The organism is Acinetobacter sp. YH12108, assembly GCF_013419055.1.
Classification (GTDB): Bacteria; Pseudomonadota; Gammaproteobacteria; order Pseudomonadales; family Moraxellaceae; genus Acinetobacter.
Map to the genome: position 1 here is coordinate 1 of NZ_VPAW01000041.1, position 12,289 is coordinate 12,289.

The window sequence follows — 12,289 nt, forward strand, 5'->3', positions numbered from 1 at the left end:
TAAGATGCTCAGCACTGTCCCATTTGCGAAGTTTAATAGCCATTTATAGCTCCTCCTCTAAATCTTGTGCCAATTGCAGGGCAAGTTTTATATCTTTACTTTGCGTAGACTTATCTCCGCCTGCTAAGAGAATAACAACCCTTTGCCCTTGCTTGCAGTAATAAATCCTATAGCCTGGCCCAAAGAAGAAACGTAATTCAGAAACACCTTCACCGACCGGCTCAGTATCTCCAAAGTTTCCATCTTCAACCCGATCAATTCGGACTTGTATGCGTCTTTTTGCCTGCTGGTCTTTTAACTTGGTGAACCAGTCATCAAAGACTTCAGTGGTATATATTGAGTACATAAGTAGAATGTATCCTATAGGATACATTTATGCAAGAAATAAACTTGATATTTGGGGCTCGAAACGGTGAATTTCGTATAACCGCCATTATGTTAAGTTAATCAAAATTCTTAATGCACCAAAACCTAAAAATTTAAATGGAGTAAAAATGACTTTAAAGGGGTTAGATATTCAAGAAGATTGTATCAAAGCTATTTCTAATGAATCTTTAATATTTGATATTAAGAATAAAGAGTTTTTAGAGGATATAGAAAATCTTTTATTACAGTATTTTCAAAATTTTAGTAATGATTTAAATGGAATTGAGTTTGATAATTTTTCTGTGGAGTTTTGGTTCGATGCAGGACAATTGATTATTTATCCTGAAAAAGATTTATTAGATCGTAAACCCTTTGAATCTGAATATGATTTAGATAGATTAGACCCTTATTTTTATCTAGTTTGTGAAGAATATAGGATATATTTTGATGACTTAATATCTCGAAAAGTAAGCGATCAAGTATCTGAAAAAGAAGCTATTTCTAAAACTAATGACGTAATTGATTGTGTAAGCAAAGCTATAAAAAATATAAATGATGAAAACAATCTTTTAAAGATGTTAGGCAGGCCTAAATTAGAAATAAGATATTTCGGTGTAACGAAAGAAGAACTTTTAGCAAAAGAAATTCTCGTGAAATGAAGTAGATATTTTTGTCGTATTAAGGAAAACTAAAATTAACATAATGGGCGTTATGCGAAGTCAAAAATGGGAGCTTAAGCTCCCATTTTTATTGATGATTTTTTAATTCTTTCAGCATAGCATCCCGTAAAATTTCATTCATTCGTGTTTGATAACCTTTGCCTTGTGCTTTGAACCAAGCAAGTACATCAGCATCTAACCGAATTGAAGTTTGTTGCTTCACTGGGCGGTAAAATTGATTTTGGCGTACAGCACTGCTCCAATCGGTAATTTCAGGAATATCTGATAGATCTAGCTGATCATCAGGAACCGTGCCTTTAGCAAGCAAGCGTTGAATTTCAGCATCTTGCTTCTCACCAAATTTCTCATTCAGCTCTTTGCGTGAGTATCTAACCATGCTCATATTTGTTTCGCTCCGCTTTAGTCACTTGCCTTGCACTAATGATTCGTATGATTTCACAGTCATCTTCATCAAAAATGGTGTGAGCCACCAATAACATTAGTACGCCTTTAACTCGTCCAATGGTTTGCCAACGTTCTTCACCATCGGTATGTCTGTCTTGGATTGAGATCCGTAATGGATCTTCAAAAACAAGGCTTGCAGTTTCGAAAGAGATATCATGCTTTTTCTGATTCTTTCGATTCTTAGCCTCATCCCATTCAAAATACTGTTCCATAAAAAACATTCAAATTTGTATATACAATAATGTATCACAAAATTGTATAACTCAAGTTGAGAAGCGTAATTTTTAGTCAAATTTATTGGCAAGAACTATCAAAACTGCTCATAAAAAAGCCGACTTGTTTCCAAGTCGGCTTTTGAACATCATCGAGCAAATAATTTATATCATAAGTTTTTGATTTTTATATTTTTCAATTTGTGCATTTCGTATAACGCCCATTATGTTAAATTGAGGGGAATTTCAGCTATTCATTTCTAATTTTTTGATGATATAACAGTTCTCAATTTTACGATTATCCCCACAAAGATTTTCTAAGTCATCTAATTGTTTCTTGAAGGAGGTTAATTGCTTAATTCTATTATCTAATTCTTTTGTATGTTTTTTTATAAGGTTATTTACTTTAGTACAATTTTGATTAGGAGTTTCTAACTCCTCACATAGAGACTCTATATCTTTAATAGAGATACCTAAACTTCTACAATTTAATATAAAACTTAATTTATCTAATGAACGTAAGCATCCGGCTAACACAGCCTTACCAAGCGATCCTATAAGCCTTAATTTAGTTCCCACCTAAAAACAAGTGGGGACTTAATCCATGAACATGGATATATATTCAGCAACACCTCCTGTTGCTAAAAAACGCAGAACATACAGCAAAGAATTCAAACTCAGTATTGTCAATGCCTGTAAAAATCCTAATACCTCGATCGCTTCGGTCGCACTGCAACATAGTATTAATGCCAACCTTGTCAGTCGTTGGATCAGGATCTTCAGCCATCATGAGGGTGCCGTGCAGGATCCTACTCATGTGAATCCAGCATTTATTGCTTTGCCTTACACTGCTGCAATCAGCCAACCTATTGATGAGAGGATCACGTTGTGTATCACCGTGCCTCATACGAATAATGATATTCAGCTAAAATGGCAGACATCAGAAATACCTGCCTTGGCAGAATTACTCAAGGCACTTGCAACATGATCCGCATTGATGAAATCTGGTTGTCTACTCAGCCCATGGACATGCGTGCAGGTATGGATACGACCATGGCTCAGGTGGTGAGAGCCTTTGGCTACATCAAACCGCATTGTGCTTACCTGTTCTGTAATAAACGTGGCCATCGCATGAAAGTACTGGTACATGATGGACTGGGCATCTGGCTGTGTGCCCGGCGGCTGGAACAGGGCAAATTTCACTGGGCTCAAGTTCACCAAGGTGAAACCGTGGCCCTCAGCCCGGAACAGTTACAGGCACTGATCCAAGGTTTGCCCTGGCAGCGCATTGGACGACAGCAGGTGGTGACGATGCTTTAAACCAGGCTGTTCCATTCTGCTATTCTCCAAACGTTCTATTTCATTCTTCTCATGACCTCAGGCATACTGCGGTCATGAATACGCTGCCTGACTTAAGCCAACTGACCCATGAACAACTGCTGGAATTCACCAGACAGTTGGCGATGCAGCATCAGTCTCTAGCACAATCAAATCAAGAATTAGAAAAATCAAACCAGCAATTGGATGCCAAAGTTCAACATCTTGAAGTCACCAATCAGCAATTAGATTCTAAAGTTCAACATCTTTCTATTCTCAATCAAAAATACGAGCATGAACTCGCACTATTTAAACAGCACAAATTCGGCAGTAAAAACGAACATCTCACTGCAAAACAAATCCACCTGTGGGATGAAGCGGTTGAAGAAGATATTGCTGCGGTTGATCTAGAACTGGAACGGCTAAATGCAGATAAAACCGATGCAGCGACACAGAAAGCCAAAACCAATAAACCTAAACGTCGACCACTGCCAGATCATCTACACACCATCCGTATTGAGCATGAACCTGCATCAACCCAATGCGCTTGTGGCTGCCAACTCCGTCGTATCGGCGAAGATGTCAGTGAAAAACTGCATTTCAGACCGGCACAGTTCTATAAGGAACAGCATGTGCGTGGTAAATGGGTCTGTGATCAGTGTGACACCCTGACTCAGCAAGCGATGCCCGCCTATGTGATTGATAAAGGCATTGCTTCACCTGAACTGCTCAGCCATGTTTTGGTATCGAAATATGCCGATCATTTGCCGCTGTACCGTCAACGTCTGATCTATCAGCGGGCGGGAATCGAACTTTCTAGATCAACTTTATCTGACTGGATAGGTCGCTGCGGTGTAGAACTGGAACCTCTAGCCAATGCCTTAAAAGAGGTGGTACTACAACAGCAGGTGCTGCATGCAGATGAAACACCGGTCACCATCATGCGGATGGGTGAGAATGATAAAAAACCGAAGAAAGGTTATGTCTGGGCCTATGCCACTACACAGTACAATCCAGTTCAGGCGGTGATCTATGACTTTCAGGATAGTCGTTCAGGCCAGCATGCTGCAGAGTTCTTGAAAGGCTGGCAGGGTTATCTAGTCTGTGATGATTACAGTGGTTATAAAGCACGCTTTAAATCAGGCCAGGTCATTGAGGTGGGCTGCATGGCCCATGCACGTCGTAAATTCCATGAACTGCATGTAACTGGGAAAAGTCAGGTCGCTGAACAGGCATTAGTGCTGATTCAGAAACTGTATGCGATAGAAGCAGAGCTCAGGAAAAAGACCGATGGTACAGCGGAAGACCGCCGCGAATACCGACAACAGCATAGTCAACCAGTGATGCAACAACTATATGAATGGCTCAACCAACATCATCTGACAGTGCCATCGAGTTCTCCCACCGCCAAGGCCATCAATTACACTCTGAAGCGTTGGCCAGCTTTAAGCCGCTATCTGGATGATGGCAATCTACCTATTTGCAATAATTGGGTCGAGAATCAGATGCGTCCCTGGGCGTTGGGGCGCAAGAACTGGCTGTTTGCAGGTTCGCTGCGCAGTGGTCAGCGAGCGGCAAACATCATGACGTTAATCCAGTCAGCAAAGCTGAATGGCTTGGATCCGTATGCCTATTTAAGTGATGTGCTGAAAAGGCTGCCGACACATAAAGTGACCCAGATTGAAGAGTTACTGCCACACTGCTGGAAACCTAAATCGAATTAAAATTGGTATGGGATTCAGCGGACGCTTACGTATATTGAACGTTATAATCGGACTATACGTTATAGCTGGCTAAGCAAGCATCTATTTGACACACTGGAAGAAGTACAAGATTATGCAACAAACTGGTTGTGGCATTACAACCATGAAAGACCACATCAAGCTAACAAAGGAAAGCCACCTCTAAGGGCTGCTTAACCTCTACTTTTAACTTCGGTTATTTATGGGAGGATTACCATAACTTAAAGCAGAATAGGGAGGCTTTAAGGATGTAAATAAGATATGTGAAGGAATTTCTTTTCGGATTTCATTTATATAGATTTGAAGAATTCTGTAGTCTCGTTCCTGCAGTTTAATTACTCGGTACGAATATTCATTTTTGATTTTTGGCTTTTTTGATCGATCATCGAACTCATCATCTGTATTTGTAATAATTAAACTAAAACTATGATTCTGAATTGATTTTTTAATAGAGTTGGTTGTTAGTAGCATAAGCTCACCAATTCTAAGACCATAGTTGAGCATGAGATGTATGATCAGAAAGTTTCTGAGTTGTACATTTTTAGATCTAAAAGGATTTAATTCATTGTATTTATTAGAGTTACTTGGTGAAATGACTGAATACAATCCTTTAATCATTTCCTGATTCATGCTCTTAAAATTATGATTTATCTCACTTTTAATTGTCTTATTGGCTTTTGAAAAATTATTTATAATTTTTTTCTTTATTGTCATATATTTATTCAAGTTTTCTTTAATTTTTTGAATTTCCTTCAACGTAAGTTGTGGCTGTGATTGCATGCTTAAGTATTCATTAATCAAGAAGTTGTAAAACTTTAAGAAGGATCTAACTCTATGACCAATTGTTGTGTAATTAATATGTTCTGAATTGCTTAGCCGTATAAGATTACTTTCAAGTTTTTTATTATTTTCTAAGTAAACAATGAAATTATCAATTTCACATTGAATGATCTCAAAATTATAGGATGTCGAATAGAACGACTCACAAAAGGACGTGGCAAACTTTTCAAACCAAAATTCATACCAAAATTTTATTGCGATTAAATCTGCATGCTGCGTAGAGATACTTTGAAATCTAAGAAATTTCATGGTGTACAGCATAGGGTACATACATGGACAGAATGAATCTAAATCAAATAAAAGAATAATTTGATTTTCGTTTGAGACTTTCTTTTCTAAATGAATTGTTTTTAAAGCAAACATAGTAAAGTTTATGAATTATTCTTAAGGTCAACATATCATATTTTATGATTGAAATAGAAATTAGTTAAGTTATTGAATCTTAGTTCAAGAAAGAAAAATATGAAGTTATTGTTAGGTGTATCGGAATTGTCATAATTAAAATTCTCAAAGGAGTAGAAAAGGCACTACCCCACAATTTTTTTCTCTCAAAATGTCATTCACTGTCATTTTTTAGTGGCAAGTACCAGGTGCAATTCTTTTTACGGTGTATTACACCGTAGATGTTTTGAGTGAGCTTAGCTGGCACCGTAAAAGTTTTGATCGACAAAATATCCAAAGTCAACTGGACTGTTAATCCATTTGCTAAACAAAACGTGAAACAGCAAATTATTGTAGTCTATATATTTTTCATAATTGTTCACGATACCTAAGTTCAGCAAGTTTTTTTCAAACTCAATGCGTTCAATGGGTTCTGATTTCACAAATGCATGGATGGATGCTTTGATTGTGGGAGGAAAATAAAGTGTCATCCTAACTACAGGACCCTGCAACGTAGCAATTCCTGTAAAAATCCATTTAAAACAATGACTTATTTCAATTCTGCCATCTGCAAGCGTTTTGTGGGGATGGAGGCCGGAATCATTAAAGTATCATCCTAATTTTCGCTCAACCTTGGAAAATGCTGAGAATCGTAAAAATAAAGTTTCATCCTTTCCGCTACTAGTTCAAGGCTTTCTTCCGGCCGCCGGCAACAACGCTGCTTGGCTGAGGCGATCCACTTGCGCTACCGCTCACTGATCAGATCGAACTTGAACTCGACGAGCAGCCAACCATCAGGCCGAGCGTGATCGCCAAAAAAAACGGATCATGCGAAATCCTTCGTTGAGTTTGGCGCGGGTTTTAGCAAATCAGCTGGCCCGCGATCCGGTTGAGAGTGATCCGAAGCGGTCCTTGACGACCGGCACAAATCGGCCGATTCTGTTGAAAAAGTAGCTTTAGCGGCAGCCTGCCGATCAGGTGTGCCTGCTGTCGAAGTGGCTGCAAGCCACTTCAAGTTGCCTTCCGGCGTTTCACTGAGCGTCCTTGCTCAGGTTTAAGGGTTAATTTGAGGGTTTCTGCTCGTAGCAGGCATACCTATCCCGTCAGCGGTGGCCCTTGAGGCAAAAGCTTGGCCATGCGGCGCAGGTTCTGCACCATCGCAGCCAAGGTGAATTCGTCAGTGGCACCCGTTAGGCCACGCAGTCGTAAACGGTCGAGTTTCATGATCCGTTTGAGGTGGGCGAAAAGCATCTCCACCTTCTTTCGTTCGCAGCGAGAGACGAGGTACTCCGGTGTCTTGGCGATGCGTCGAGCCACGTCGCGGGCAGCCTCATGGATGCTGCGGACGATCTTCCGATTCGGCGTGTTGGGGCAGCATTTCGCTTTCAACGGGCAGGTGGCGCAGTCGGTTTGGCTGGAGCGGTAAATGACGGTTTTGGCCTTAGTTACCCGCGACCTTTGCTGGGTGAAGGCGCGCCATTCACTGCGTAGCGGTTTGCCGGCTGGGCAGCGATATTCATTGGCGTCCTGACTCCAGTGAAAGTCGTTACTGGAGAGGCTGTCGTCCTTGCGCTCGGTCTTGTCCCACACCGGCACATGCGGTTCGATGTCCTTTTCTTCGACCATCCAGGCCAGCATCGGGGCGGTGCCATAAGCGGTATCGCCGATAAGGCGTTCCGGTGTGAGATCGAACTGCGCCTCGACACGCTCGACCATCGTCCTAGTCGAATCGACTTCGGCGGTACGGTGCGCCGGGGTAGCTTCCACGTCCATGATCACACCGTGCTCAGTGTCGATCAGGTAATTCGTGGAGTAGGCAAAAAAGGCCGGGCCACCTGGCGCTGCTGTCCAACGGGACTGAGGATCAGTGAGCGAAATTTTCTTGGGAAGAGCCTCAGCCAGCGCCTCTTCATCAAGGGCTTCGAGGTACTCGCGCACTGCGCGGCTGCTGAGCTTTGGATCGTTCCAATCGACCTCATCTCCCGCCACCCCACGTTGCCGGCTGGCATCCGCCTTAATGATGCTGGCGTCGACGGCGAAACCTTCACCCTTGACTAGGCCGGCTGCCATGCAGCGCCGCAGCACCTCATTGAATAACCAGCGGAATAGATCGCTGTCACGAAAACGCCCATGGCGATTCTTCGAGAAGGTCGAGTGATTGGGGACTTCGTCTTCCAGACCCAACCGGCAGAACCAGCGATAGGCCAGGTTCAGGTGCACCTCTTCGCACAATCGCCGCTCGGAACGAATGCCATAGCAAGTAGCCGACGACCAGCATGCGCACCATCAACTCCGGGTCAATCGAGGGACGCCCGATGGGGCTATAGAAATCTGCCAGGTAGGCACGTAGATCACTGAGATCCAAGCACTGGTCGATGCTGCGCAGGAGATGTTGGGCCGGGACGTGATCTTCCAGATTGAACGAGTAGAACAGGCGCTGCTGTCCTCCCGGTAACTGTCCCATCATGCTGTTCGCCCCCACGCTCGCTGACAAAGCAATTTTGCCAACGGCATGGGGAGGCCGCTACTTTTTCAACAGAATCGGCCGCACACAGCCATTCGGCTCAACAGAACCCTGCCTTTACCCCACCAAACTCCGGAAACTCGCCCGGTAGTCCGTCGGCTTGAGATGCACATGTTGGCTGAGGTCGCCGGGTAGCGTGAACAGGCGCGGACCGTCCCGAAACTGGAACACGCGATACAGATGGAATTGATCGCCCGCCTCCTTGGAGAATTCGAGTTCGTTGTGGCTGACCAAGAAAGACGAGCCTACCCCGCCATTGGTGGTTTTCACCTCGATGAAGCGCTCATGGGCGTCCTCTTCGAACGACAGGATGTCGAACCCCGCACCGTCTCCCTGGGTGTCGGACACCCAATCCAGCCGCTGAAAAAGCTCTGGGTGGCCGAGCTCGGTCAGGCGTTGCTGTTCGTAGCCAATCACCCACTGCTCCCCTGCCCGGCCCAGCTTGCGGTTGGCTTCATCGCGAGCGGCATAATCGAACTTTCGCGGTAGGCGTTGCCGTAGAGATGCCGGGGTACGCACAAGCACTTCACGGGCGGGTGGTTCTACCAAAGCCGCTCGGTAGGTTTTGTCACCCGGAAGTTTTACCTCCTCCAGGGCATCGACAAGAGCGCCGACCGTCTGCTGATGTTCCAGAACGTAGGCGTGTACGGATTTACGCAGCAGCAGTTGGCTGTTGCCGCGTGGCTTGTAGCCGTTGATATAGGGCAGGCCCAGGGCATCGAGTACGGCGCTAATGTTCTGGTGCTTGAGCTCGACTGAAGACTTGCTGCGACCGTTCAGCAGTTGGCGCAGTGCCTGGTTGTGCTCGGACTTGTTGTACGGCTCCCCAGCCGCCTCGGCACGCAGCATGTCGAAATAGTCTTCGACCGTGGCCAGGACCTCTTCTTCGGACCAGTCTTCGCCGATGCGAATGATGCGAAACCCGAGCCGCGTCAGCGCCGGAACGACGGTCGCCTCGCCACCGGAGAAGCTGTCAGCAGTGAGCGGGCCCTGCTCGGGAAATTGCTTGCCGAAGGCCACACCGGCGATGGCCTTGGAATCGCAATCGGTGCCGGTCTTCGGATCACGTACCAGGAAGTCGCGGGACTTGCCGTAGCCGTGGCGCGCCAGGAATTTCGTGCGGCCCAGTTGCACGAACTCATCGATGGCAGCCTGCACGGCGGCGGGGCTTCGAAGCTGGGAGAGTTGAGACACAGGGTCCTTCCTTACTGTCATGGTGTGCCGGGAACCGCCGAGCCACGAGATTATGAGTAGCCCCTGAACAGAAACGTCACGATAAAAGCCGTGAACGCCACCAGGCCCATTAAATCCCTTGCGTATTTGCAGCCCGTGCTGTCCAAACCTGTACCAGGTCCGATCAACACGCTCCAACCATTGAGGTACGAAAACACCGCCTGACCGAACAAAAAATGCGTGATAGCCGCCGCAGCCATGACGCCGGAATCGTCAGACAGGCTGTAGCTGTTGACCATTGCCCTGTACGCCTGCATCTGAAATGGCTATTGCCCTGATGGGAGCCGGCTTTTCAGCCACCGACACCAGCGATGCCGTCAATATTCTTTACCCGATAACCATGACCGTACAAGCTAACAAGGCCTGGCAAGCCAGCGGACTTAAAAAGTCTTTTTTTCTACCATCCCACAAAAAAGTTCGTGGTGGAGAAAAGATAAGCTATGCAAGGCTTTAGGAGACGTGGTTTTTCAGGATGACGAAGAACGATTCGGCGCTAGGTGCAACATAGGTGCATCGCACGAGCGCTAGGAACGGCGAAAAAAGGCGGACGTGGCGAAATCGGTAGACGCAGCAGACTTTAAAATTGGAGTGCCCGCGGGGAAATCCGCGGAGTAGAACCGCTCAAAGTCGGGGAACGCTAACGGGCAATACCCTAAGCCAATCCCGAGCCAAGCCCCTTCGGGGGAAGGTGTAGAGACTGGACGGGCGGCGCCTAAAGCCTTCGGGCAATGGCGAAGGGACAGTCCAGACCACGAACGTCATCAGACGGCGGCGAAAGTCGAGGTGGTACGAAAATCTGCTTCTCTGTGAGAGTACGGGTTCGAGTCCCGTCGTCCGCACCACAAAGCCAAACATCCCTGCGATGATCGACCTCTGGGCGTTTGGTCGTGAGCCCGCCACCCTCGCGCTACGCTTTGCGCAGGCGTCGAAGGCGATCAGGTGCGCCCATCGATTCCGTCGAGCACCATCGCTGCGAGTTCATCGCTGGTGTGTGCACCACTATCGAGAACACGGGTTGTGCATGGAAGCCGTTCCCTTGCGGCCAAGCATCGGGCGACATTCGCTAATCGCCACTCTCGAATCTCCGCATTTCGATTCGGGTCAGGATGCATGGTCTGGTTCGCGATCCGGTGACGCAATAGGTCCTCGTTGAGCGTCAGAAAGATGTGCAGCAGCTGATCGTCGATCCGCCTTACCCCGTCGAGTATCTCAGTCAGATAGTCCGGGTGCACGAGCGTCATTGGGATGATGATGTCCTGCGAGTAATTCCTTCGAATCTCCCTGACCGCCGCGATCGTAAGTCCCCTCCACAAGGGGAGATCCTGATAGTCTCCGCTCGCTGGCATGGGGACCGTTTCTTTCACCACGAACCCGATTTCCTCGGGGTCAAAGATCAGCGATTTGGAACGCCGATCGCGCAGCCGCTTAGCGAGCGTCGTCTTTCCGGCGCCGAAAGGTCCGTTGATCCAGATTATCATTGTCGACGGCCTCTAACCTGAAGGCTCGCAAGAGCGCTCGACGGCCTCGTGCGGAGGCACGATCGGAGTGGTTCCGAAATGCTTCTCAAGATAGGTGACGCCGAACGTCACGATGTCCTGCGCGTCGAACAGGTAGCACTGAGCAAAGCCCACGACACCTTCTCGATGGCGACCGAGCTTCACGTAAGCATTTGCTATAGTTTCAACCGCATCCGGCTTTCCTTCGATAGCAAAGCAATCGAGAATGCCGTTTGAATCGTAATCCGATGCCGTTTTCCAGGCGACTTCACCGTCTCTTCCAAGCATCGGCATCTCATACGTCACCCACCGTTTGTTGGGGATATCGGCAACCGCCTCGGCGTAGTGCAATGCGGTAACGGAGTTTAGCGGCGCACCCAACAGCAGGGCCTTCCCGCCAAGGCGAACGAACCGCTCGACGGGCGATCCTTCCCCCAAGGCGTGACCGAGTTCGTGAGGCTCCGTCAGCGTTTCAGCCAGCGGACCAACCGCGACCATCGATGCATCGGGGTGCGCGCTGCGCCGCGCGCCGGGGGCTTGAACCAGAAATTGATTCAGCAGGCCGAACCCACGGTAAGTCCCGGCTGTTGCGGGATCGAACGGCAGCCAGGTACGGCGGGCTTCGTCATCCAGCCGAGCGCCATTCAGAGTCTCCTCGTAGGGTGATCGGTCCCACGACGCGTATCCCATCACAGTGCCAGTCGGCCCAACCGCGGAGCGTAACGCGGCAACGACCGTCTCCGCTCCTCCTTCGACCGGACCAATCGCTTTAAGTGAGGCATGCACCATCAAGAGGTCACCGGTTTGGACTCCGAGTTTTTGAAGCGCCTCCGTTATTGCCTTCCGCGTATGCATCGCGATATCTCCTCTAAACTGCAAAACACTATACCTATCGAGATATCACTCTACTATACCTATCGAGATATATAGAGGTGGTCCCACTTGTTTGAACAACTAAAAGCGTATTTATAAGTGATATTCCGCTCTAGTTAAGCCACCTTGTTTTGTTGGGGTAGCTGATCATAGTAAAACTCATTTGGTGTCATTTTGTCTA

Annotated in this window: 13 protein-coding genes and 3 pseudogenes; 6 read left to right on the forward strand and 10 right to left on the reverse strand. The window is 46.8% G+C overall.

Translation table 11 applies throughout. The features are described from left to right. Window positions 1–43: 43 nt before the first annotated feature. Window positions 44–346, reverse strand: coding sequence for a type II toxin-antitoxin system RelE/ParE family toxin (locus tag FTU46_RS15930; protein WP_000286964.1), 303 nt, complete (start codon window positions 344–346; stop codon window positions 44–46). 148 nt (window positions 347–494) lie between these two features. On the opposite strand from FTU46_RS15930, the gene FTU46_RS15935 reads away from it, so the two are divergent. Further along, window positions 495–1,025 (forward strand): hypothetical protein, encoded by a 531-nt coding sequence (locus FTU46_RS15935; RefSeq protein WP_000172759.1) that lies wholly within the window; start codon window positions 495–497, stop codon window positions 1,023–1,025. Between the two features lie 88 nt (window positions 1,026–1,113). Here FTU46_RS15935 and FTU46_RS15940 read toward each other — a convergent pair whose 3' ends face one another. The 3 genes from FTU46_RS15940 to FTU46_RS15950 form a co-directional block, all read right to left on the reverse strand. Further along, on the reverse strand, window positions 1,114–1,428 hold the full coding sequence (locus FTU46_RS15940; protein WP_004728120.1) for a BrnA antitoxin family protein: 315 nt from the start codon (window positions 1,426–1,428) through the stop codon (window positions 1,114–1,116). After that, window positions 1,415–1,702 carry a BrnT family toxin gene (locus FTU46_RS15945; RefSeq protein WP_000438825.1) on the reverse strand — a complete coding sequence of 96 codons (288 nt, stop codon included), beginning with the start codon at window positions 1,700–1,702 and terminating at the stop codon, window positions 1,415–1,417. The genes FTU46_RS15940 and FTU46_RS15945 overlap by 14 nt, the downstream gene beginning before the upstream one ends. Window positions 1,703–1,948: 246 nt before the next feature. Continuing rightward, entirely contained in the window at window positions 1,949–2,281 is a 333-nt protein-coding gene (locus FTU46_RS15950) for a MerR family DNA-binding protein (protein WP_117008139.1), read from the reverse strand. A 25-nt stretch (window positions 2,282–2,306) separates the two neighbouring features. On the opposite strand from FTU46_RS15950, the gene FTU46_RS15955 reads away from it, so the two are divergent. The 4 genes and pseudogenes from FTU46_RS15955 to FTU46_RS15970 all read left to right on the forward strand — a co-directional run. Continuing rightward, a complete protein-coding gene (locus FTU46_RS15955; protein WP_001055589.1) occupies window positions 2,307–2,690 on the forward strand; it encodes a transposase in 384 nt (127 codons plus the stop codon). After that, a complete protein-coding gene (gene tnpB, locus FTU46_RS15960; protein WP_000618091.1) occupies window positions 2,687–3,022 on the forward strand; it encodes an IS66 family insertion sequence element accessory protein TnpB in 336 nt (111 codons plus the stop codon). The genes FTU46_RS15955 and tnpB overlap by 4 nt, the downstream gene beginning before the upstream one ends. Before the next feature lie 74 nt (window positions 3,023–3,096). Beyond that, window positions 3,097–4,743 carry an IS66-like element ISAba16 family transposase gene (locus FTU46_RS15965; protein WP_001094417.1) on the forward strand — a complete coding sequence of 549 codons (1,647 nt, stop codon included), beginning with the start codon at window positions 3,097–3,099 and terminating at the stop codon, window positions 4,741–4,743. Between the two features lie 30 nt (window positions 4,744–4,773). Then, a pseudogene (locus FTU46_RS15970) lies at window positions 4,774–4,938 on the forward strand (integrase core domain-containing protein); the annotation flags it as partial. A 33-nt stretch (window positions 4,939–4,971) separates the two neighbouring features. Here FTU46_RS15970 and FTU46_RS16870 read toward each other — a convergent pair. The 4 genes and pseudogenes from FTU46_RS16870 to FTU46_RS15990 form a co-directional block, all read right to left on the reverse strand. After that, a pseudogene (locus FTU46_RS16870) lies at window positions 4,972–5,964 on the reverse strand (site-specific integrase); the annotation flags it as partial. A gap of 1,113 nt (window positions 5,965–7,077) precedes the next feature. After that, window positions 7,078–8,449: pseudogene (locus FTU46_RS15980) on the reverse strand (IS1182-like element ISCfr1 family transposase). A 114-nt stretch (window positions 8,450–8,563) separates the two neighbouring features. Next, window positions 8,564–9,700: a DUF3883 domain-containing protein gene (locus tag FTU46_RS15985; protein WP_000080860.1), complete on the reverse strand. Its 1,137-nt coding sequence runs from the start codon at window positions 9,698–9,700 to the stop codon at window positions 8,564–8,566. Between the two features lie 50 nt (window positions 9,701–9,750). Next, the gene (locus tag FTU46_RS15990) at window positions 9,751–9,978 is read right to left on the reverse strand and encodes a hypothetical protein (protein ID WP_000248278.1); all 228 of its coding nucleotides are present in this window, start codon (window positions 9,976–9,978) and stop codon (window positions 9,751–9,753) included. A gap of 23 nt (window positions 9,979–10,001) precedes the next feature. Between FTU46_RS15990 and FTU46_RS15995 the strand changes: the two genes are divergently transcribed. After that, window positions 10,002–10,193, forward strand: coding sequence for a hypothetical protein (locus tag FTU46_RS15995; protein WP_000951934.1), 192 nt, complete (start codon window positions 10,002–10,004; stop codon window positions 10,191–10,193). A gap of 481 nt (window positions 10,194–10,674) precedes the next feature. On the opposite strand, the gene FTU46_RS16000 is transcribed toward FTU46_RS15995, so the two are convergent. Further along, the gene (locus tag FTU46_RS16000) at window positions 10,675–11,217 is read right to left on the reverse strand and encodes an AAA family ATPase (RefSeq protein WP_000587837.1); all 543 of its coding nucleotides are present in this window, start codon (window positions 11,215–11,217) and stop codon (window positions 10,675–10,677) included. A gap of 12 nt (window positions 11,218–11,229) precedes the next feature. Beyond that, a complete protein-coding gene (gene aac(3)-IId / locus FTU46_RS16005; protein ID WP_000557454.1) occupies window positions 11,230–12,090 on the reverse strand; it encodes an aminoglycoside N-acetyltransferase AAC(3)-IId in 861 nt (286 codons plus the stop codon). Window positions 12,091–12,289 lie beyond the last annotated feature (199 nt).

Bases quoted from the DNA above. Each gene is read 5' to 3' on its own strand.
- FTU46_RS15930 (WP_000286964.1), bottom strand. From the start codon at position 346: ATGTACTCAATATATACCACTGAAGTCTTTGATGACTGGTTCACCAAG.
- FTU46_RS15990 (WP_000248278.1), bottom strand. From the start codon at position 9,978: ATGGTCAACAGCTACAGCCTGTCTGACGATTCCGGCGTCATGGCTGCG.
- FTU46_RS15955 (WP_001055589.1), top strand. From the start codon at position 2,307: ATGAACATGGATATATATTCAGCAACACCTCCTGTTGCTAAAAAACGC.
- FTU46_RS15940 (WP_004728120.1), bottom strand. From the start codon at position 1,428: ATGAGCATGGTTAGATACTCACGCAAAGAGCTGAATGAGAAATTTGGT.
- FTU46_RS15995 (WP_000951934.1), top strand. From the start codon at position 10,002: ATGGCTATTGCCCTGATGGGAGCCGGCTTTTCAGCCACCGACACCAGC.
- FTU46_RS15965 (WP_001094417.1), top strand. From the start codon at position 3,097: ATGAATACGCTGCCTGACTTAAGCCAACTGACCCATGAACAACTGCTG.
- tnpB (WP_000618091.1), top strand. From the start codon at position 2,687: ATGATCCGCATTGATGAAATCTGGTTGTCTACTCAGCCCATGGACATG.
- FTU46_RS16000 (WP_000587837.1), bottom strand. From the start codon at position 11,217: ATGATAATCTGGATCAACGGACCTTTCGGCGCCGGAAAGACGACGCTC.
- FTU46_RS15935 (WP_000172759.1), top strand. From the start codon at position 495: ATGACTTTAAAGGGGTTAGATATTCAAGAAGATTGTATCAAAGCTATT.
- FTU46_RS15945 (WP_000438825.1), bottom strand. From the start codon at position 1,702: ATGGAACAGTATTTTGAATGGGATGAGGCTAAGAATCGAAAGAATCAG.